We start from the raw sequence: 23,540 nt of genomic DNA, 5'->3' as shown, positions 1-23,540 counted from the left end.
CACGGAAAAAGTACTTTGGCTGACCGATTGTTGGGGGCAACCCAAACGGTAACGGCTCGCGAGGAAAAAGCGCAGTTGCTGGACAACATGGACTTGGAGCGCGAACGCGGGATTACGATTAAGAGCCACGCTATTCAGATGGAGTACAAATACAAAGGCGAAGATTATATTCTGAACCTGATTGACACTCCGGGTCACGTGGATTTCTCGTATGAGGTTTCCCGTTCGATTGCCGCTTGTGAAGGCGCGCTTTTGATTGTGGATGCCGCACAAAGCATTCAGGCACAGACGATTTCCAACTTATACCTTGCTTTGGAAAATGACTTGGAAATTATTCCGGTATTGAACAAAGTAGATTTACCAAGCGCGAATCCGGAGGAAGTAAGCGACGATATCATTGATTTGTTGGGCTGTAAATTAGAAGATATTATCCACGCATCGGGTAAAACCGGATTTGGAGTGGAGAATATTTTAGCTGCCATTATCGAAAAAATCCCGGCACCGAAAGGAGATCCGGAAGAACCGCTTCAGGCCCTTATTTTTGACTCGGTTTACAATCCGTTCAGAGGAATTGAAGTTATCTTCCGAGTGAAAAACGGGGAAATCCGTAAAGGTCAGAAAATAAAATTCATGGCAACGGGTAACGAATATTTTGCCGATGAAATCGGTACGCTGAAACTGAATCAGGTTCCGAAACAGGTTATTTCTGCCGGAGACGTAGGTTATTTGATTTCGGGAATTAAGGAAGCTAAAGAAGTAAAAGTGGGTGATACTTTGACAGATGCAAAAACACCTACCACCAATATGATTACCGGTTTCGAAGATGTGAAACCGATGGTATTTGCCGGAATTTATCCGGTAGACACCGAAGATTATGAAGACCTGCGTGCCTCGATGGAGAAACTGCAGTTGAATGACGCCTCATTGGTATTTACCGCGGAAAGTTCGGCGGCGTTAGGTTTTGGTTTCCGATGCGGATTCTTGGGAATGCTGCACATGGAAATCATTCAGGAGCGTTTGGAACGTGAATTCGACATGACCGTAATCACAACGGTTCCCAACGTATCGTATTTGGCTTATACCAAAAAAGATCCGGAAGTTGGAATGATCGTAAATAATCCGTCCGACTTACCGGAACCTTCAAAATTAGACCGCGTAGAAGAACCATATATTAAGGCTACAATTATTACCAAAGCGGATTTCGTGGGGAACGTAATGAGTTTGTGTATTGAAAAACGCGGATTGATTACCAACCAAACGTATCTGACTACGGAGCGTGTGGAATTGAATTTCGATATGCCGCTGGCGGAAATCGTATTCGACTTCTACGACCGATTGAAAACGGTTTCCAAAGGATATGCTTCTTTTGACTATTCCCCGATTGGTATGCGTACTTCGAAATTGGTAAAACTGGATGTACTTTTGAATGCACAGTCGGTGGATGCGCTTTCGGCGTTGATTCACGAGGACAATGCGTATAACATCGGGAAAAAAATGTGTGAGAAATTGCGCGAACTGATCCCAAGACAGCAATTCGACATTCCTATTCAGGCTGCGATCGGTGCTAAAATCATCGCTCGTGAAACCATCAAAGCCTTACGTAAAGACGTAACCGCAAAATGTTATGGAGGGGATATTTCCCGTAAACGTAAATTGTTGGAAAAACAGAAAAAAGGTAAAAAACGTATGCGCCAGGTAGGAAATGTTGAGATTCCACAAGAGGCGTTTATGGCGGTTCTTAAATTAAATGATTAATTTTTTTTAGACAAAAGAAAATAGAAAATAGAAAACCCGATTGCGAAAGTAGTCGGGTTTTTTATTTTTTTAACATTTAAGACCGCTATTGTTAACTATTTGACATGCTGTTATCATTAATAGGGATACCGATTATATTTGTGGTTTAACTATCCTAAATCTGATTTCCATAAATGAAAAGAATAGCATCAATAGTATTCGTTTTACTGAGTATAACCGCATATTCACAAACCATAACGGTTGATGACACTTCTAAAACACCGGCAGATTTAGTCGACCTGTTATTGGGAAATTCGTGCGTTACGGGTTCCAACATTTCATCTTCATCCGCTCAATCGGTGGCATATTTTAACAAAAACGGATCTTCTTTCCCCATCAGTGAAGGAATAATTATCCGAAATGGGAATGCCACAAACACACAAGGTCTCTACACCGGATTGAACATGAGCACCAATGCTACCGGTGGAGGAACAGACGCTTTTCTTCAAAACTTGAGCAATATTAGCAGCGGACAAAACACTGCACTTGTTGATTTAGCTTATTTACAGTTTGATTTTACCCCTATTTCAAATTCATTCAGTTTCGACTTTCTTTTCGCATCGAATGAATATGGTCAATTTCAGTGTCTTTCTAACGATATTTTCGCTTTTGAATTAACTGATTTAACAACAAACATAACAACCAATCTGGCGGTTATTCCCGGAACCACTAACCCGGTAACGGTAAAAAACATCAAAAACGCGCTTTACAACAATACCTGCGGATCTACCAATCCGAATCTTTTCGGCGTATACAATGTAAACAACCCGGCCGCATCCGCCCTGAACATGAGAGGCCATACCGTTGTTTTAAATGCATCTTCAACCGTTTTACCCAACAATCCGTATCGCTTAAAACTTGCAATTGGCGATTATGGCGATTTCGAATATGATTCGGCCGTATTTATTGCTGCGGGAAGTTTTGAAAACACCTTTGATTTAGGCGCTGACCGTACAATATGCACCGGTGATACTTTTGTGCTGGACACCAATTTAGACAACTCTTTTACTTACATATGGTTTTTAAATGGAATTTCGATTCCCGGAGCAACAAATCCAACCTATACTGTAACACAGCCCGGAACCTATTCCGTAGCAATAAGAAAAGGCACTTGTTTTCTGACCGATACTGTAATTTTTAACAACCTGATGGTGAATACTCCCATCAACCTTCAGACCTGCAATAATGGAAGTACCAATTATACATTTGACTTAACCACTAACAATGAAACGCAATTAGGAATTGACGGAACCCAATATGATATTTTCTATTATGAGAGTTTAACCGATATCGCGTCGAATACTCCTATTCCGAACGGAAACCTTGCTTCGTACTCCAGCGCTGGAAGTCAGACCATCTATATTAAACTCTTCAACACGCAAACCAACAGTTTTTGTGATGCCGTATACGCTTTTAACCTGATTGTAAGTAATCCAGTAACTGCAGGCACAAATATTAATATTGAAGTCTGTGACAGCATAGGCGGCCAATCCTATAACTTATTAAATGCGAATTTATATGTACTTAATGGACTACCTTCTACCGATTATACAGTAACCTATTACAATTCACAATCCGATGCCGAACAAGGCACAAACAGTATTGGGTACTCTATCAACATCCCTTCCGGAAGCAATTCAATTACCGTTTGGGCACAGTTACAGGACAATTCAAATCCAAATTGCATCGATGTAACCAGTGTTGTAATTACGGTAAATCCGCTACCAGTCGTGGACACTATCTCAAGTCCAGTAGAATGTAGCAGCTTTACCCTGCCTGTCATCACAAACGGAACTTATTACAGTGGTCCGGACGGAACCGGCACACAATACAATGCCGGAGATGTCTTGGATTTATCCGGAACTTACTATATTTTCGTTGGTCCGGATGCCAATGGCTGTACCAATCAGAGCAATTTCAACGTTTACCTGATGGATGAGTATGTACCCACATTAGACAACTGTGGCAGTTTCACCGTTCCGGCACCACCGTATAATATTGGCGCATTTTATACCGCTCCGGGAGGACCAAACGGCACAGGAATACTGATTCCAACAGGCACCACTTATACAAACAGTACGCAAACTGCCATTACGCAAAACTTATATTATTACGCGGAAGTACACAACCTGCCCTGTGTGGATACGCTATTCACGATAAACATCCACCCGATTCCTTTAATTGATATTCTGGCTGATGTTACAACATGTAACTCCTATACGCTTCCAATCCCTACCAACGGTTCTTACTATACTTTACCGGGTGGGCCGACCGCAATTGGACAGGTTGCCATTAATCCCAACACTACAATAACCAGTTCACAAATAGTCTATATCTACAATCAAAACACCTATATAGATGTCAACAATAATGCAGGTCACTGTTCTTCTGAAAGTCAGTTTACCATAAACATTGTGGACACTTCACTTTTTGTACCGGTATCAGGATGCGGCAGTTATACATTGGCCCCAATAGCTTTCGGAAATTATTATACGGCCCCAATGGGAGGCGGATCTGTTGTTAATCCAAACATTCCGATAACCTCCTCGCAAACCGTTTATTATTACGCCAACACAACTACAATACCAAACTGTACCCACACTTTAAGTTACAGCATAACCATTCACCCATTGCCGGCAGTTGATACCATTACAGGTGGTACCTTTTGTGGCGAATTTATCCTGCCGAACCTAACCAACGGAAGTTATTACGCCTTACCGGGTGGGCCTTCAACACCGGGACAAACAGCTTTATCCCCCGGAGCGGTTATAGATTTATCCGGAACCCGCTTAAATCCCGGAACATATTACATTTACAGCGGTCCGAACAGCAATGGCTGTGTCAATGAAACTAATTTCACCATTAACATCAACCCGTATCCGGTAACCGACGAACCAATAAACAGAATCGAATGTAGTCCTTACAGCATTCCTACTCCAACAAACGGAACTGTATATACTGCCCCCGGAGGACCTAACGGTTCCGGAACCGTTGTTAATGCCTCTGATGTTTTCAGCACGGATAATACATTTTTTATGTATAATGTTGATCCGGCATCCGGTTGTACGTTCGACAAACCTTTTGAAGTATATTTCAACGGCATCAACCTACCCGATTACTCTGATGTAACCGTTTGCGACAGCTATTCTTTGCCTGTATTAACACACGTTCCACCGGAATCTTCCAACAATTACAGCATCGGATATTTTTATAATACAAACGGAGTAAATCCCGTATCGCCCGGAACAGTTTTCACATCGGCCAACACGCCTGTAACTATTTATGTTTATGCTGTAAATGGAGGTCGATTTGGAATAGCCTGCATTGAAGAAAAATCATTTACCGTTACCGTTTCAGACACTCCAATACTACCTGCATTATCATTTGCCACTGAAAAATGCGGCAGTTATACCCTTCCAGCTCTTCCAACGGTAAATTATACTATTAATTACTATTCGCAGCCGGGAGGTGTCGGGCTTATTTCTCCGGCAGAGTATACCTTTTCAACGCCGGACACCTATACCGTATATGTTTATGCGACGGCAACCAACAATGTCAATTGCAATGATGAAACCCAATTCACATTTACGGTTCATCCTTTATTAGATATCGATTTTCCGGACGGCACGATTTGTGTAGATCCTACTACCAATCAAACCATTCGTCCTTACACCATAAATACAGGGCTTAACCCAGCAATATATACCGTCGATTGGTATTTGGGAAGCACTCTTATGGGTACAGGCCCGACGTACACAGCCACCCAGGAAGGAACGTATGATGTACGTTTCACAAAACTCACTCCTGATATAGGCTCGAATTGCAACTACAAAGACACACAGGTTATCATAACCAAATCCAGCAGGGCAACGGCAACCATTACCATGTCCGATGCTTTTCAGAATCAAATAGACCTGATTGTCAATATTACCGGAGGCTTTGGCACTTATGAATTCTCCCTGGACAATCCTGACGGACCTTATCAGTCGAGCAATGTATTCCACAATGTGGTCTCAGGAGATCATCTGATTTATATAAGAGATGTTTCACAAGCAAGTTGTGGTGATTTAATCCTAATGGCTACTGTATTACACTATCCAAATTTCTTCACTCCAAATGGCGATGGAATAAACGACCTGTGGAATATTTGGGATTTGAAAAACCAATCTGAAGCAACGATAAATATTTATGACCGCTATGGGAAACTGCTAAAACAGATTTACCCGACAGATCCGGGATGGGATGGTACCTTAAACGGACATCCGCTTCCATCGACCGACTATTGGTTCCAGGTATTTTACAAACTCAACGATGAAGATCGTGAATTTAAAGCCCACTTCAGCATGAAACGATAAATCAAAGCCCGATTACATAAGTAGTCGGGTTTTTTGTTTTTAAACTTTGTACCTTTGTCCCTCTGAAACATAGTTCCTAAAAAATGATTGAAGACAAAAACCAACAACGAACCAGTATTGCCCAGTTGGGTGAATTCGGTTTGATAGATCATCTGACCAAACAGTTTGAAATCTCACAGCCAACTACCGTAAAAGGAATTGGTGATGATGCCGCCGTTTTGGATTTCAAAGACAAAAAAACCATTGTCTCTACCGATTTATTGATTGAAGGCGTTCATTTTGATTTGGCTTACATGCCTCTAAAACACTTGGGATACAAAGCAGTTGCGGTTAATGTTTCCGATATCTGCGCGATGAATGCCAAAGCAACACAGATTACGATTTCCATAGCGGTATCCAATCGTTTTCCGTTAGAAGCATTGGAGGAATTGTTTTCGGGAATTGCAATTGCAGCAAAAGTTTATGGCGTTGATGTGATTGGCGGCGATACCACTTCTTCTCAAAAAGGACTGATTATTTCCGTTACGGCAATCGGGGAAGCTAATGAAGATGAAATCGTGTACCGTAACGGTGCCAGGGAAAAAGATTTATTGGTCGTTTCCGGCGATATTGGTTCGGCTTATATGGGACTGCAAGTTTTGGAGCGCGAGAAGCAGGTATTTTTGGTAAACCCGAACAACCAGCCCGATTTGGATGATTATACGTATTTAATCGAACGCCAATTAAAACCGGAAGCGCGAGTTGACGTTCGCGAAATTCTGGAAAAACTGGAAATCAAGCCGACTTCCATGATTGATATTTCCGACGGATTGTCTTCGGAGATTATGCATTTGTGCAAGCAGTCGAATGTGGGCTGTAATTTGTATGAAGAGAAATTACCGCTGGATCCGCAATTGATTAATGTGTGTGAGGAATTCAACATCGACAGTACGACCGTTGCCATTAACGGCGGGGAAGATTACGAGTTGTTGTTCACCATTAAAATGGAGGATTTTGACAAAATTAAAGGAAATCCGAATTTTACAGTTATCGGACACATGACCCAGGAAAGTGAAGGTATTCATTTGGTTACAAGAGCCAATACAAGAATTGAATTGAAAGCCAGAGGCTGGGATGCCATGACGGAATAAATTACGAATTGCGAATTATAAAAAATCCCAAACTCCTTAATTGGAATTTGGGATTTTTATATTTATCAGTTTTACGTTTACATCTTAATCAACCAGTTTCTCATGGAAACTTCCTTATTAATGATTCCGCGTAACTCTTCTATTTTCACTCGGTCCTGCTGCATCGAATCTCTGTGGCGGATAGTAACCGTTTGGTCTTCCAAAGTCTGGTGATCCACTGTGATACAGAAAGGCGTACCCAAAGCATCTTGTCTTCTGTAACGACGACCTACCGCATCTTTTTCGTCGTAGGCTACGTTGAAATCCCATTTCAAATCCTCGATGATTTGTCTGGCTACTTCCGGCAAACCGTCTTTTTTCACCAATGGTAAAACGGCTGCTTTTGTTGGTGCCAATACACTTGGTAAGCGCAACACAGTCCTTGTCGAGCCATCTTCCAAAGTCTCTTCTTTCAACGAGTTGGAGAAAACAGCCAGGAACATACGATCCAAACCAACCGAAGTTTCCACCACATAAGGTGTATAATTTTGGTTTAATTCGGTATCGAAATACTGCATTTTTTTACCGGAGAATTGTTCGTGAGCCTTCAAATCGAAATCGGTTCTTGAATGAATTCCCTCCAATTCTTTAAATCCGAATGGGAAGTTAAATTCGATATCAGCTGCCGCATTGGCATAATGCGCTAATTTCTCGTGATCGTGGAAACGGTAATTTTCTTTACCCAAACCAAGCGACAAATGCCATTTCAAACGCGTTTCTTTCCAGTACTCGTAGTATTTCATTTCTTCTCCCGGACGAACGAAAAACTGCATTTCCATCTGTTCGAATTCACGCATACGGAAGATAAACTGACGCGCCACGATCTCATTACGGAACGCTTTACCGGTTTGTGCTATCCCGAACGGAACTTTCATACGACCCGTTTTCTGAACGTTCAGGAAGTTTACGAAAATCCCCTGTGCCGTCTCAGGGCGTAAGTATAAATCCATTGCAGAATCCGCAGAAGCTCCCAGTTTTGTTCCGAACATCAGGTTGAACTGACGCACATCCGTCCAGTTTTTTGAACCGGTTTCAGGATCTGCGATTTCCAACTCTTCGATTAATGCTTTCACATCAGCCAGGTTTTCAGTTTCCAATGAACGCGCCATTCTTTCTAAAATTTCTTTCTTTTTAGAAAGATATTCTACTACACGTGCATTTGTGGTTACAAATTCCTGCTCGTTGAAAGCTTCGCCATAACGTGCTCTGGCTTTATCGATTTCTTTTTGTGCTTTCTGATTTAATTTCTCGGCATAATCCTCGATTAAAACATCGGCACGGTATCTTTTTTTAGAGTCTTTGTTGTCGATCAACGGATCATTGAACGCATCCACGTGTCCGGACGCCTTCCATGTTGTGGGGTGCATGAAAATCGCGGAATCAATCCCCACGATATTTTCGTGCATCTGCACCATTGATTTCCACCAATAGTCTCTGATATTTTTCTTTAATTCAACTCCGTTTTGCGCATAGTCATATACTGCGCTTAAACCATCGTAAATTTCGCTTGACTGGAAAATAAATCCATACTCTTTTGCATGCGAAACCACATTTTTAAATAAGTCTTCTTGTTTTGCCATAATGACGCAAAAGTATAAAAATAGGTCGGGAAAAAATAGTCAAAAAACTATCTTTTTGGAAGAATACTAATTGACTCTGAAATTAGTGGTTCCAATAATCTCGCCTTCATTAATCAGATTGATTTTATAATCTCCGACTATCAGTTGGTACTGATGAAGATCAATAAACACACAAGCGTCTGTATTAAATCTGTCGTAATAAATTTCCTTGACCAATTGAGTTTTGGATTTTCCATCCAATGTAAGAAACCGGTGTTTAGGGTTGGTTACCTGAATGAAAATCTTTTTGATTCCGGATTCGATGTCTTTATTTTCCACTAAAGTGAAACGAACACGCACCTGATCGATTTTGGAAGACACATTCGTTTCGACAACATCATCGGAAATTAAATGGACACCGCGAGCACTTATATTAAGGGCAGTCAGCTTCTCTCGTTCTTTTTTCGAATTTGATTTACTATCGTAATCTACATTTTGTTTAGCAGGCAAAACTCCGGCATTGGCTGTCATAGGCTTTTTTGCAACCATGCTTTTATCGGCAAACTCCTTATTAAGGGAATCATACCTTTTAAGTATTTCGGAAATCTGATTCTGGTGTATTGATTTTTCTAATTTTATTTTATCTTTGAGCTCCTCATTTTTTAAAGAAAAATCGTACAATTTAAAAGAAACTGTTATCAATCCTATAGCAAGTAACCCAACACCAAAAGTAGTCAAGTGTAATAATTTATTCTGTGGCATTTTGTAAAGTAATAATTTCGAATATAACAATTTTTCAAATATTGTAACAAAAAAATCGATGAAATGATAAAAAACCTACTCAAACTTCTTTTTCCATCAATTTGTAACGGATGTGATACTGTTTTGTTAAACAACGAAGCCGTTATTTGTTCAAAATGCAGGCATGACTTGCCATACACGAATCACCATCTTGTAAGGAATAACGAAACTTTTAAAAAATTTTACGGAAGGCTTCCTGTAATTCATGCCTCATCAATAGTGTATTTTAATAAAAAGGGAATTGTTCAACAGCTCATCCACAATTTAAAATACAAAGGCGCGGAAGAAGTCGGCACTTTTTTTGGGGAGATTTATGGGGAAGAACTTTTAAAAATTCATTCGACAGAAAAATTCGATGCGGTAATTCCGGTGCCTCTTCATAAAAAAAGGCTTAAAGAAAGAGGCTACAATCAGGTGACGCAATTTGGATCAATATTATCTGAAAGGCTTTCCATCCCATATGAAGACGGCCTATTAAACCGGAACTTTCATTCTAAAACGCAAACTAAAAAAAATCTTTTGGGGCGAACAGATGTAAACACATCGCTGTTCGAGGCAAATTATACCGAAAAAGATCACGGGAAACATTTTTTATTAATTGATGATGTGATAACCAGCGGCGCCACTCTGGAAGCTTGTGGAAAAGCGCTTTTAAAAATACCCGATGCAAGAGTCAGTATCCTCACGATGGCCTTTGCCCATTCATAATTTTCAGAAAACATTTTATTTCCTCTAAATATAATTGTTATTTTGTATTGTTAAATGAAATTCAGGATGCTAAAATCAAAGTATATACTATTTGTTCTTTTTCTTTCCATTATAGCTACCAGCTGTGCCAAAAGAGGCACCATTACCGGTGGCGGAAAAGACACTATTCCTCCAAAGATCATCAGCAGCGTACCTAAGAATTTCAACACTAACTTTAAGGGGGATTTCATCAAAATAAACTTTGACGAGTTCATCAAAATCAAAGACATCAGCAAACAACTCATCATTTCCCCTCCGATGAAAAATGCTCCGATAATTGTCCCAATGGGAAGTGCGAGCAAATTCATCACCATAAAAATACTGGACACACTGCAGCCAAACACTACATACAGCTTCAACTTCGGGCAAAGTATTGCTGACAATAACGAGGGCAATCCCTATTCGCAATTTAAGTATGTCTTTTCCACAGGAAGCTATATTGATTCACTCAAATTGGGTGGAACAATCAAGGACGCCTATTCCAAAAAACCGGACAACTTTGTAAGTGTGATGCTTTATGAATCCGAAACTTACACTGATTCTACCGTTTATAAGAAACAGCCGCATTACGTTACCAATACTTTAGACAGTTTAAAAGCCTACGCCTTTGAAAACATCAAACCGGGCAAATACCGTCTGCTTGCCCTAAAAGATCAGAACAACAATTACAAATTCGACCCGAAAGAAGACAAAATAGGTTTTTACAATCGGGAAATCACACTTCCGACAGACACACTCTACCAACTTGAATTATTCAAAGAGAAGACGGTTTTTAAAGCCAATAAACCATCGCAGGCCAGCTCCAACCGACTGCTCATGGGCTACGAAGGAAATCCGAAAAACACCAAAATAACGGCTCGGAAGGGCAGCGAAATAATCCCTACAAAACTAACCCGTTTAGCCGGAAAAGACTCGTTACAAATATGGATTCCGAAAATCAAAACGGATTCTCTTCAATTGGATGTAACAAACGATAATTATTCGAAAACGCTCACAGCCCGAATTAAAGAAATGAAAGCTGTAGACACTTTGAGCATCAACACAAAACAAAAGGGAACCCTTCATTTCAGGGATGTTCTTACCCTGACAACTACCCTTCCTTTATCCAACGTGGATGCTTCTAAAATCATAATCACCAAAAAAGATTCAACCAACGTTTCTTTCACGGCAGATTATAAAGAAATGGAGCAGGAAATCGCCCTTAATTTTAAAAAAGAAGAAAACCAGAAATACAAAATCAAGTTGTTGAAGGGTGCTCTAAAAGATTTCTATGACAAAGAAAACGACTCACTGCAGTTTTTCGTTAATACCACGAGCCTTTCCGATTATGGTGAATTAAAAGTTACTTTAGAAAATGTCAAACGATTCCCAATCATGATAGAATTACTGGATGTCAAAGAAAAAGTCTTGGCTTCCGCCTATTCGGAGAAGGAAACCGTTATTAATTTCGAATCGTTAGAACCGGCCAAATACACGCTCCGCATCATATACGATGACAACAAGGACGGCGAATGGACAACAGGAAATTTCCTTGAAAAAAGACAGGCCGAAGAAGTAATTTATTTTCCGCAGGTGTTGGATGTCCATGCCAATTGGTACATGGATGAAAGGTTTATTCTGTCAAAGTAAAACTATCGCGATCTCGTAAAAACCCGAATTTATTACGGTTGGCCAGCATCAGTTCTTTATCCAATCGAACAGAAAAAACCATTTCTTTTTCGGATGGTTCTACCATATAAGCACCCAGGTAATCTAAAATTTGGGAATGTCCCGGATAATTATTGTCGTTTTCATCTTCTCCGACACGGTTCACTCCAATCACATACGTCATGTTCTCGATAGCCCGGGCTTTCAAAAGCGTATCCCACGCACCGATTCTGGGTTGCGGCCAGTTGGCTACATAAACCAGCAAATCATAATCGTCGTTAAAGCGTGAAAAAACAGGAAAACGCAAATCATAGCAAATAAAAAGACAAATACGCCACCCCAAATAATTGACTATTTTTTTCTCATTACCTTTTGTATAAACCTTGTCTTCACCTGCCAAAGAAAACAAGTGACGTTTGTCATAATACTCGATTTCTCCTGTTGGAAACACAAATAACAGTCGATTATAATAATTCCCGTCTTCGCGGATAATGACACTTCCGGTTAAGGCAATGTTTCTGTTCATAGCCGTTGTTTTCATCCACTGCACCGTCTCCCCGTTCATATCTTCTGCCACTTCATGCGGATTCATCGTAAATCCGGAGGTAAACATCTCCGGTAAGACCACCAATAAAGTTTCTTCCGGTATGTTTTGAATCTTGGCTGAAAAATAATTTCGGTTAACTTCGGGATTTTCCCAAAAAAGAGGCGCCTGAATAATTGAAATTTGCATAGCTGAACTTTTTGCTAAAAGTAATAAAAACAAAAAACGCATCCAACAATGTCGGATGCGTTTTGTCAAATTTACATATAATAAATTATATTATTCGTCTGCAAGAATATAATTGAAGGAACCCGTTACAACATGTGTCTCGGTAGCTGTCAGACCGTCATTGGTCGTAAACTCAAACGTTCCTTTCAATCTCCCTGTTGTACTGTCCCAACTGTTCACAATAATTCTACCGTCGGCAGTGACTTCATCTTCACCTTCACCTGCAGAATCAGAAGTGATTTCCAAATCGGCAAAATAGCCATTTGGCAATTGTGGATTAGTGAAATCATAAGTCCCAACAGCGATGTCTGTTTTTGGAATGGCCAATCGAACGTAATAATCATATTGCACAATTGGCTCCTTGGATGTCAACGCTCCGACGATATTTACCAATTTATGTCCTTCTAATAAATGATATTCGGAACCAAACATCCCTCCGGACGGATCGCTCAAATTACCACCATTTTCTGGCCCCATAGAAAAAACCTGTCCATCAACCGTAGCGGACATAGGAAATGTTTCGCCAGTTCCTCCAGAAGGAGTATCATCATCTGAATTACATGAAACTGCAAGTGCAGCAACAAGGATTAATGTTAGAATTTTTTTCATATGCGATTGGATTATTTTAAACTAGCTTTAAGGAACTCACGGTTCATACGAGCGATGTTTTCCAAAGAAATTCCTTTCGGACATTCCACTTCACATGCACCGGTGTTGGTACAGTTTCCGAATCCTTCTTCATCCATCTGACGCACCATGTTTAATACACGTTGTGTAGCCTCCACTTTTCCTTGTGGCAATAAAGCGTACTGCGACACTTTTGCACCAACGAATAACATAGCCGAACCATTTTTACAAGTAGCCACACAAGCACCACAACCGATACAAGCCGCTGCTTCGAATGCTTTGTCTGCATCATGTTTAGGAACTGGGATTGAATTGGCATCAATAGTGTTTCCGGAAGTGTTTACAGATACAAAACCACCTGCCTGTTGGATTCTCTCAAAAGAAGTTCTGTCCACAACCAAATCCTTGATTACCGGGAACGCCTTACTTCTCCATGGCTCTACATAAATCGTATCCCCGTCGTTGAACATACGCATGTGTAGCTGACAAGTAGTAATTCCTGTATCCGGTCCGTGTGCACGTCCGTTAATGTATAACGAGCACATTCCGCAGATTCCTTCACGACAGTCGTGATCAAATGCTACAGGCTCTTTTCTTTCACTTACTAATTGTTCGTTTAATTGGTCTAACATTTCCAAAAACGAACTGGCAGTAGAAACATTATCCAATTTATAAGTTTCCATGCTTCCTTTGGATTTCGCGTTTTTCTGACGCCAAATTTTAAGGTTTATATTGATATTTTTTGCTGAAGACATAATTCTGTTATTTGTAATTTCTAGCTGCGATTTTGATAAACTCGTATTTCAACTCTTCTTTGTGAAGAACTTCTTTATTGATGTCGTCCCCTTGGTATTCCCAAGCGCCAACGAACGAGAAGTTAGCATCATCACGAAGGGTTTCACCTTCAGCATCCTGATATTCTTCACGGAAGTGTCCTCCACAAGATTCTTTACGTTGTAATCCGTCCATGGCCATTAACTGTCCTAGCTCCATGAAATCAGCTACACGAAGTGCTTTTTCCAATTCAGGATTTAGTTCATCAGCGCTTCCAGGTACATAAACTTCTTTGTAGAATTCAGCGCGCAATGCGTCAATTTCAGCGACAGCTTCTCTTAAACCTTGCTCGTTACGCCCCATACCTACTTTATTCCACATGATCAAACCTAATCTTTTGTGGAAATGGTCAACCGTTTTAGTACCGTTGTTGTTTAAGAATTTATTGATTGAATCTTTCACTCTGTTTTCCGCCTCAACGAATTCAGGAGTGTCTGTAGAAATTTTTCCTGTACGGATTTCATCTGCCAAATAGTTTGAAACGGTATAAGGCAACACAAAATAACCATCAGCCAAACCTTGCATCAAAGCAGAAGCTCCTAAACGGTTTGCTCCGTGATCAGAGAAGTTTGCTTCTCCTGCCACGAAACATCCAGGAATGTTTGTCTGCAAGTTATAATCAACCCAAACACCACCCATGGTATAGTGTACCGCAGGATAAATCTTCATTGGGGTTTCATATGGATTTTCGTCAGTAATTTTTTGGTACATGGTAAATAAGTTACCATATTTTTCTTCCAACCACTGTTTTCCTAAAGCTGTGATTTCAGCCTGTGAAGGATTGTGGTTTCCTTTAGCGTAGGCTACCTGTTTTCCTTTGGAATTGATTTCTGAAGAGAAATCCAGGTAAACTCCTTCGTTGGTATCATTTGCTTCGATTCCGAAACCGGCATCACAACGCTCTTTTGCAGCTCTGGAAGCTACGTCACGCGGTACCAGATTACCAAACGCAGGATATCTTCTTTCTAGGAAGTAATCTCTATCTTCTTCAGCAATTTGAGTCGGCTTCAATCTTCCTTCTCTGATTGCTTCAGCATCTTCTTTTTTCTTCGGAACCCAAATACGACCTGAATTACGTAATGACTCTGACATCAACGTCAGTTTCGACTGGTTTGTTCCGTGTACCGGAATACAAGTCGGGTGAATCTGCACATAACATGGGTTTGCGAAAAACGCTCCCTGCTTGTGGATTTTCCATGCAGCCGTAACGTTCGATCCCATGGCATTAGTCGAAAGGAAATACACGTTTCCGTATCCTCCGGTTGCAATGATAACCGCGTGTGCCGAATGTCTTTCGATTTCACCTGTGATTAGGTTACGGGCAATGATCCCGCGAGCTTTACCGTCTACTTTAACCAATTCCAACATTTCGTGACGGTTGTACATTTCAACGCGTCCTAAACCGATTTGTCTTGATAAAGCAGAATAAGCTCCTAACAATAATTGCTGACCTGTCTGACCCGCCGCATAGAACGTACGCTGAAGTTGCGTACCCCCGAACGAACGGTTATCCAACATTCCGCCGTAATCACGTGCGAAAGGAACCCCCTGCGCCACACATTGGTCGATGATATTGGCAGAAACTTCCGCTAGTCGGTGAACGTTTGCTTCACGCGCACGGTAGTCTCCTCCTTTAATTGTATCGTAAAACAATCTATAAGTACTGTCACCATCATTCTGATAGTTTTTTGCCGCATTAATACCTCCTTGAGCCGCAATAGAGTGCGCACGACGAGGAGAATCCTGAAAACAGAATGCTTTTACATTGTATCCCATTTCACCAAGAGAAGCCGCTGCCGAAGCACCCGCCAATCCTGTTCCTACCACGATAACATCAATTTTAGGTCTGTTATTCGGAGCAACCAGTTTCAAGTGATTTTTATGATTAGTCCATTTCTCAGCGATAGGACCTTCAGGTATTTTTGAATCTAACTTCATAATTTTGATGTTGATTATTTAACAAAGTGAATGTAAATCGGAATAATTGCAAACAACAAAGGAACGATGATTGCAAACAATGTCCCGAAAGCCTTAATGGATGGTGTAAACTTATTATTAACACCCAACGATTGGAATGCACTTTGGAAACCGTGCAATAAGTGGAATGCCAAAACAACCATTGCCAATGCGTACAAAATAGTGAATACTAAACCTTCATTTGGAATAACTCCAAATAATTTTGCTTTACTTTTAAAGAAATCAAAAGTGATTTTGTGTAAATCCTTAAATACTTCTCCGGTTTTTACATTAGCCTCAACATTGTAAATATCCGTTCCGTGTTTGATTACCATAGGTTTTGGTGTCATTGGGTTTGCAGGCTCTCCTTCCAACTGAACCTGTTCTACCGGATAAAACTGCCCAACATCTCTCCCTACGTACAATTCCTGTTTCATTCCTCTGATTTCCAGTGTTTGTTTCAGCAATGGCATGTCTTTGTCAAAATGCATCACGGCCCAGAAGTTAACCATATGTGTAACAATAAACACTAAAATCAACGTTCCTAAAACCGCCATGTTTCTTGACGAGAAGCTGCTGTTTGCAGCAGGATTTGATTTTGCATAACCGATTGGTCTTGCTTTTACGTTTTGATACGTCAACATAAACCCATCAACCGCGTGAAACAAGATTGAGATGTACGTTACGTAAGATAATAATTTTACAGCCGGATTGGAAGTCATAAATACTGCATACTTATTAAACTGTAATGCATCACCAAAAATCAACTGTAGATTTCCAGCCAAGTGACCTGCCAAAAACAAGCATAAAAATAAACCCGTAAGAGCCATCCAGTATTTTTTTACGATAGACGACTTTAAAAGCGCAGAGTTTGCCATAGTATTTGTTTGAGTGTAATAGTTTTTAAATAATCAAACAAAAATAACGCTATTTCGTTTTAACCACAAACGTTTGCCTCTTATTTATAATGAATTTAAAATGTTTCTGCCTACACCAAAAAGAAAATCACTCAAATTGAGTGGTTTCAGAAATTCTTATTGAAAGCTCGGAATCAGACCCCGCAACCCCATATCTACAACATTTTCACCCGCAGCAGGTTCGTATTTACCATCAGTATTCACTTCCTGCCATTCAAAACTATTGTTAACCGACAGGGAAAGAGTAACAACAATATCCTGCGTTTCATTTCCAGCAATCACAAGATTGGAATCAAATTTCCCGGTTACCACACAAGATCCGGACGGTATTGGCGATGTTGCAAACAACGGATTCGGAACTGTCGTCGCTCCTGCCGGCGCTTGCCCTGAAGTTGAATAGGAAACACCCTGTAATCCGAAAGCCCAATATCCCTGGTCTTTATTGGAATTAACCGTAAAAGGATAGCCTCCCGAATTGAACGACGTTATATACGTTCTGAAACCGACAAAACTGGCCAATGTTCCAACATATTCAGTACCGCCGCTTAAAACATTAATATTGTAATCCTGATAAGAAAGGGAACATCGCACCCATTCGTAACTTCCTGCGGCAATATCTTTAAGCGGAATCGAAAGGAAGGCTTCATTCTCTCCAACAATTTTTGCTTTGCTGAAATCAATCGCGTTTGTACCTCCCGCAGTGGTTTCTGGAGCATGGTACAATATTGTTCCTGCACCAAGAGCCGTATTGGCATTTGGAGCCAATTCCAGATAATGCGAACTTATTGCGTTAAACACCGGAGATTGAGCAGCATTCCCCGCCGCTACTGTAGAGGGCTGCCCTAAATTATTCAGGCGGACTTGAGTCGGATCAAATTTAAATTTTACAATTAATTGCGGTCCAGGAGGTGTAATCTCCACCGAATCGTCTTTATCAGTACAAGAAAAAAGCAACATAGATAACGTCGCAAACATCAATACGTTTTTAATTGTCATATCACACTATTTAAGGTAAACAAAATACTGAAATCCACACAACACAAATTATTGCCGATCCCAATGCATTGCAATATATTAAAATATCGTAAAAAAATCGGGATTACCGACTTTTTTGCTTTTAAAGTTTCTAAATTTGGGTTCTTGTAATTTTTTATAAACCATTTCATTATGAAATGAGCATAACCATAATTGCCAGCAAACATCAATAATTCTTTGCGAATTGCATATGACCAATAAAAAAACAATAAAAATCTACATATGAAATACCATCAGATATCCCGCGATTTATTTGTCATAAACAGACAAAAGTTCACGGCAAACATGAAACCTAACAGTGTGGCTGTTTTCAACTCAAACGACATTTATCCCGTTTCGGCAGACAGCACTTTACCTTTTGCACAGCACCGCGATATCTTTTATTTAAGCGGAGTTGATCAGGAAGAAAGCATCCTTTTACTTTTCCCGGACGCTCCTTACGAACACTTAAAGGAAATTTTATTCTTAAAAGAAACCAACGAACACATTGCTGTATGGGAAGGCGAAAAACTAACCAAAGAACGCGCTTTTGAAGTTTCCGGAGTAAAAACAGTGATTTGGTTACAGGATTTCCACAAAACACTGAAAGAAATTATGGCTTATGCCGATACGATTTACATCAACACCAACGAACATTACCGCGCTGTTATCGAAACAGAAACCCGTGAGGCCCGTTTTGTGAAATGGTGGAAAGAGAATTACCCGGCACACAAAGTTGAAAAATCCAATCCGATCTTACAACGTTTGCGTTCAATCAAAGAAAGCGAGGAAATCGATTTGATCCAAAACGCGTGTAACATTACCGAAAAAGGTATCCGAAGATTATTATCTTTTGTAAAACCTAACGTAATGGAATACGAAATCGAAGCCGAACTAGCTCATGAATTCCTGCGCAACCGTTCTAAAGGATTCGCTTATACGCCAATCATCGCTTCGGGAGCTAATGCCAATGTTTTGCATTATATCGAAAACAACCAGCAATGTAAAGCCGGGGATCTATTGCTTTTGGATATTGGTGCGGAATACGCAAACTATTCCAGTGATTTAACCAGAACCATTCCGGTTTCAGGACGTTACACAGAAAGACAAAGAGCGGTTTACGATGCGGTTTTACGTGTGAAAAACGAAGCAACCAAAATGTTGGTTCCGGGAGCTTTGTGGAAACAATATCATGTTGAAGTCGGTAAAGTCATGACATCGGAATTGCTAGGTTTAGGATTGATCGACAAAGCCGATGTTCAAAACGAAAATCCGGACTGGCCGGCTTACAAAAAATATTTCATGCACGGCACTTCACACCATATGGGATTAGACACGCATGATTACGGTTTACTACACGAACCAATGCAGGCCAACATGGTGTTTACGGTAGAACCGGGAATCTATATTCCGGCTGAAGGTTTCGGAATTCGTTTGGAAGACGATGTGGTGATTCAGGAAAAAGGAGAACCGTTCAACTTAATGCGCAATATTCCTATTGAAGCGGATGAGATTGAAACTTTGATGAATTCGTAATTTAGAGAATAGAAAATAGAAGAAAGAAAATAGAGAATATAGAAGAAAGACGGTTTACGAAAGTGGGCCGTTTCTTTTTATTACAAAAAATTCGTTTGTTACTAACTAAACAGTATTTTTGGCACTGAAAAACCGCGACTGCGACTGTGACTAAATTCATCATTCATAAAAACACCAAAATTGCTTATTCCGAAACAGGAAAAGGGACCGCCATTGTTCTGCTTCACGGATTTTTGGAAAACGCGACCATGTGGGATTCTTATGTTGCCGAATTTTCCAACAAATACCGCGTTATCACCATTGATTTACTGGGTCACGGACAAACCGAATGCATGGGCTATGTACATACAATGGAAGATATGGCCGACAGCGTTCATGCCGTTTTGCACGAATTGCGTGTTCGAAAGGCTGTTTTTGTAGGCCACTCCATGGGAGGTTATGTTGCCTTGGCTTTCGCGGAATTGTATCCGGACAATGTTAAAGGAATTGCACTTTTAAACTCAACTTCCCGGGCCGACAGTGAAGAACGAAAACTGAACCGTGACCGCGCCATTAAAGCGGTAAAGCAAAATTATTCGGCATTCATCACTATGTCGATTGCCAATTTGTTCAGCGAAGAAAACCGCGATAAACTCGTCGACGAAATCGAAAGCGTTAAAGTCGAAGCATTAAAAACACCACTTCAGGGCATTGTAGCGGCTTCGGAAGGTATGAAAATACGCAAGGACCGCGAAGTAATCCTGCATTTTGCCCCTTACCCTATCCTGTTGATTTTAGGAAAAAAAGATCCGGTGCTGGTTTACGAAGACAATTTAGAACAAATCGAAGGAACCGATGTCAAACTGGTTTCCTTTCCGGACGGGCACATGAGCCACATTGAAAACAGAGACCAATTGAAAAAAGTACTGCTGGATTTTTTTAAGGCAGTTTAACTTTTTAACTTAAGTCTTATTGATAAAGATGTGGGCATCATGATATTTCAACCAAATTTTGTGGTCCCTGATAAATTTTAGATTTTACTCCAATTTCTCCTCAAAAGGGATTTCAGCATCAAGTATTTCATTGATCAAACTTACAACCTCGGTCTTAAAAGACTCTAAAACTTCGGATGATATCGTTGAATCGACATTTTTATCTTCTTTAACTCCGAAGGGCAAAAATCCGGCGCGCATATTTTTAAACGAAATAATGCCCGCTTCGAGTTCCATTCCGTTCTTTTGCTCTTCATACATAAAAGCATAACACAACAGCTGAATGATTTTGTCGTTTTTGATGTCGGCCGTAAGACCTGTCCAGTCTTTCAGTTGCACATTCTTTAATTCGACTTTACCCGTTTTATAATCAATAATTCGGATTTTACCGTTGCGCTGTTCAATACGATCCACATTTCCGGCAATTTTTACGGGATAAGGCAGACGGTCATCTTTCAAAATTTGTTCCAAAGGAGTTTCCAATGCCAATACTTTAACCGCGTCACCGCTTTCAATCAGTCTTTTTTCTTCATTTAAAAAATTGAAGACATTGCGTTTGGCCACCTCAAAAGCCAACAGGTTTTTCCCTTTTTTGATATCACCTTCTTTGTATACTTCTCTGAATTGGTTTTCGACTTCTCCATTCGCCTTGCCAAGCATTTCTCCAATATTTTCAACCGAGAGGAAGCGATTCAGAAACGGAGTATACAATTCCTCCAACGCGCCGTGAATGATGGTTCCCAATGTATTCAAAGCGATGTTTTCTTCCACTTCTTCCACTTCAGAAATCCGCAAGATACGCTGATTGTAAAACTGTATCGGATTGCGAATGTAACTTGTCAGACCCGAAGGCGAAAAACCTTTCCCTGTGGCAATTTCCTTTAGGCGTTCCAACACGCGTTCTGATTTTGGCACCGCAATAGGTTCATAGGCTTTATCCGGCAAATAGGCATTATAAATCTGATGCGTTATAGTATGATTGGGTTGTTGTTCAATTTCAAGTTGGGTAATGAAACGGCTTTTTTCACCGGCATCCAGTCCTTCGCTTTCGGTATTGTACAACAGATAAACATTCTTGGCACGCAACAACAGATGATAGAAGTGGTAACAGTAAATAGCGTCTTTTTCTTTATAGGTCGGAAGTTTCAACTCCCGTTTCACATCATAGGGAATGAAAGAATTTGTAGCTTTTCCGGCCGGGAAGACGCCTTCATTCATAGAAGTGATAATCACGTTGTCGAAATCCAGAACACGGCTTTCTAATACACCCATGATTTGGAGTCCGGAAAGTGGTTCTCCTTCGAAGGAAACTTCGGCTAAATCGATAATCTGTTTATAAATAGAATGCAGCATTACCACCGAATCGATCTGACCGTATTTCTCCTGAAAATTAATCAGTTTATTAATGGTTTTGAAAATCGAGTATAGGAACGCTTTGGCAACCTTTTCTTCTTCGGAGTCATTACCAAGGAATGATTTTACGTTCAGGATAACTGCGGTCAATCTGTTTAAAACCGTGATTACGTCTTTGTCCCAACGCTCAAATAACAGTTGAAACAATTCGGATGTATTCTGATTGAGTTCCAGGAATTTCTTCTGCGAAAGAAACGTAATATTATTTTGATTGATAATCCGAATCACCCCGGAAGCATTACTGTAAGGTTCTACCAAAGGATGCGTTAGTATGTCCAGAACTTCTTTGTAATAAAACGTATAACTCGTTTCACTACGCTGCAAGGCATTGACATGCAACTTAAAAAGTTTGTTGATTAAAATTTGGGCAGGGTTGTTCTTACTACCGTAGCCCATTGTGATATTAAGGCTTTCAATTGTGTTTGGCAAAGCATATAAGGCTGGCAATAAGAGATTTTCCTCGCCAAGTACCAAAGCGGTTTTATCCAGACTTTCTCCTTTACCCTGGATCTCCTCAATAATCTTACCTGCTATTTTGGCCTGACCAATAGTTTTCGGTGTACCGATGATTTTAATGTTCTTGCTTTGACTGAATTCGTTGGTAATCCATTCGAATGGCTGATTAGCAAATTGCTTCCACTCCTTTTTGAATTTGCGGATGAATAATCCGGCATCATGCAGCCCGTCATTTAAGAAAGTTGCGTCAATATCCCAGTAAATTTTGGCTTGTTCATTAAAAAGCAATTGCTGGATGATTTTTTCTTCTGCCTGATTCAGTGCGTTGAACCCGGCAAAAATCAGTTTTTTATCCCCTAATGATTCAGAAAAATAATGGAGGTTTTCTACAGCTTCACGGTAAATCAATCCCTGATACCCAATCCCCTTATTTTTTAAATGAAGATATAATGCCTTGTAATAATCTGGAAGCCTGCTCCAGAATTCCAGGTGGGTATCGATTAGTTCTGTGGTTTGTGACGGCTGCAAATCCCAACGTTTCAACGCCTCGATATCTTTCAGGTAGGAGAACACATGATCGGGTTTTAATAAATAGCGATCGATCTCGTTGAAATCCTGCAATAGGGTTTTACCCCAATTGGCAAACAACTCAAATTCCTCCTTTTTCTCTATAGGCGTAAGTGAACAATAGACCTCGTAAAATTCAAAGAGCAGCTCAATCGAATCAATATTTCGGATACCGGCCACATCCTGAATAAAATCTTCGATACTGATGATATCCGGAGCAAAAACGGTTTGATCCAATTGCTTTTTCAAAGCTTCCAAAAGAAAAACACGGGCTCTTTTGTTGGGAAGTATTATGGCTGTCTCGGAAAGACGATCGCCAAATTGAGAAACGATCTCATGGCTAACTTTATCAAGGAATGAAAAATGTGTCATGCCATAAAAATAAAAAAAACGCCCCGATAAATC

At 40.3% G+C, this 23,540-nt stretch carries 16 protein-coding genes; 7 read left to right on the top strand and 9 right to left on the bottom strand.

Annotated elements, in window-relative coordinates:
• From lepA to thiL, 3 genes are all read left to right on the top strand, one after another.
• On the top strand, positions 1–1,755 hold a 1,755-nt coding region (lepA, locus tag VLB74_RS12850), incomplete at its 5' end, for a translation elongation factor 4 (protein ID WP_325203853.1).
• A gap of 173 nt (positions 1,756–1,928) precedes the next feature.
• Complete coding sequence (locus VLB74_RS12845) at positions 1,929–6,149, top strand: T9SS type B sorting domain-containing protein (RefSeq protein ID WP_325203852.1); 4,221 nt, start codon at positions 1,929–1,931, stop codon at positions 6,147–6,149.
• An 83-nt stretch (positions 6,150–6,232) separates the two neighbouring features.
• A complete protein-coding gene (gene thiL / locus VLB74_RS12840; protein WP_325203851.1) occupies positions 6,233–7,279 on the top strand; it encodes a thiamine-phosphate kinase in 1,047 nt (348 codons plus the stop codon).
• A gap of 77 nt (positions 7,280–7,356) precedes the next feature.
• Here thiL and VLB74_RS12835 read toward each other — a convergent pair whose 3' ends face one another.
• Positions 7,357–8,898, bottom strand: a complete 1,542-nt coding sequence (locus VLB74_RS12835) for a glycine--tRNA ligase (protein ID WP_325203850.1) — start codon at positions 8,896–8,898, stop codon at positions 7,357–7,359.
• A gap of 66 nt (positions 8,899–8,964) precedes the next feature.
• Positions 8,965–9,639 carry a hypothetical protein gene (locus VLB74_RS12830; RefSeq protein WP_325203849.1) on the bottom strand — a complete coding sequence of 225 codons (675 nt, stop codon included), beginning with the start codon at positions 9,637–9,639 and terminating at the stop codon, positions 8,965–8,967.
• Between the two features lie 63 nt (positions 9,640–9,702).
• On the opposite strand from VLB74_RS12830, the gene VLB74_RS12825 reads away from it, so the two are divergent.
• Together VLB74_RS12825 and VLB74_RS12820 are read left to right on the top strand one after the other, a co-directional pair.
• The gene (locus VLB74_RS12825) at positions 9,703–10,386 is read left to right on the top strand and encodes a ComF family protein (RefSeq protein WP_325203848.1); all 684 of its coding nucleotides are present in this window, start codon (positions 9,703–9,705) and stop codon (positions 10,384–10,386) included.
• A gap of 66 nt (positions 10,387–10,452) precedes the next feature.
• Positions 10,453–12,054 carry an Ig-like domain-containing domain gene (locus VLB74_RS12820; RefSeq protein ID WP_325203847.1) on the top strand — a complete coding sequence of 534 codons (1,602 nt, stop codon included), beginning with the start codon at positions 10,453–10,455 and terminating at the stop codon, positions 12,052–12,054.
• Here VLB74_RS12820 and VLB74_RS12815 read toward each other — a convergent pair.
• The 6 genes from VLB74_RS12815 to VLB74_RS12790 all read right to left on the bottom strand — a co-directional run bounded on the left by VLB74_RS12815 (position 12,038) and on the right by VLB74_RS12790 (position 18,174).
• Positions 12,038–12,805 carry an amidohydrolase gene (locus VLB74_RS12815; RefSeq protein WP_325203846.1) on the bottom strand — a complete coding sequence of 256 codons (768 nt, stop codon included), beginning with the start codon at positions 12,803–12,805 and terminating at the stop codon, positions 12,038–12,040. The genes VLB74_RS12820 and VLB74_RS12815 overlap by 17 nt on opposite strands.
• Before the next feature lie 90 nt (positions 12,806–12,895).
• Entirely contained in the window at positions 12,896–13,453 is a 558-nt protein-coding gene (locus tag VLB74_RS12810) for a hypothetical protein (protein ID WP_325203845.1), read from the bottom strand.
• Between the two features lie 11 nt (positions 13,454–13,464).
• Positions 13,465–14,226: a succinate dehydrogenase/fumarate reductase iron-sulfur subunit gene (locus VLB74_RS12805; RefSeq protein ID WP_325203844.1), complete on the bottom strand. Its 762-nt coding sequence runs from the start codon at positions 14,224–14,226 to the stop codon at positions 13,465–13,467.
• Between the two features lie 7 nt (positions 14,227–14,233).
• A complete protein-coding gene (locus VLB74_RS12800) occupies positions 14,234–16,243 on the bottom strand; it encodes a fumarate reductase/succinate dehydrogenase flavoprotein subunit (protein WP_325203843.1) in 2,010 nt (669 codons plus the stop codon).
• Positions 16,244–16,257: 14 nt separating this feature from the next.
• Complete coding sequence (locus tag VLB74_RS12795; protein ID WP_325203842.1) at positions 16,258–17,139, bottom strand: succinate dehydrogenase cytochrome b subunit; 882 nt, start codon at positions 17,137–17,139, stop codon at positions 16,258–16,260.
• A 156-nt stretch (positions 17,140–17,295) separates the two neighbouring features.
• Positions 17,296–18,174: a hypothetical protein gene (locus VLB74_RS12790; protein ID WP_325203841.1), complete on the bottom strand. Its 879-nt coding sequence runs from the start codon at positions 18,172–18,174 to the stop codon at positions 17,296–17,298.
• Between the two features lie 261 nt (positions 18,175–18,435).
• Between VLB74_RS12790 and VLB74_RS12785 the strand changes: the two genes are divergently transcribed.
• On the top strand, positions 18,436–19,728 hold the full coding sequence (locus tag VLB74_RS12785; RefSeq protein WP_325203840.1) for an aminopeptidase P family protein: 1,293 nt from the start codon (positions 18,436–18,438) through the stop codon (positions 19,726–19,728).
• 146 nt (positions 19,729–19,874) lie between these two features.
• Positions 19,875–20,660 (top strand): alpha/beta fold hydrolase, encoded by a 786-nt coding sequence (locus VLB74_RS12780; protein WP_325203839.1) that lies wholly within the window; start codon positions 19,875–19,877, stop codon positions 20,658–20,660.
• 84 nt (positions 20,661–20,744) lie between these two features.
• Here VLB74_RS12780 and VLB74_RS12775 read toward each other — a convergent pair whose 3' ends face one another.
• The gene (locus tag VLB74_RS12775) at positions 20,745–23,507 is read right to left on the bottom strand and encodes a PD-(D/E)XK nuclease family protein (protein ID WP_325203838.1); all 2,763 of its coding nucleotides are present in this window, start codon (positions 23,505–23,507) and stop codon (positions 20,745–20,747) included.
• Between the last annotated feature and the right edge of the window lie 33 nt (positions 23,508–23,540).

Origin of the sequence: Flavobacterium sp., from assembly GCF_035456225.1 — a bacterium.
Lineage (GTDB): Bacteria > Bacteroidota > Bacteroidia > Flavobacteriales > Flavobacteriaceae > Flavobacterium.
This window is presented reverse-complemented; position numbering and strand designations above follow the sequence as displayed.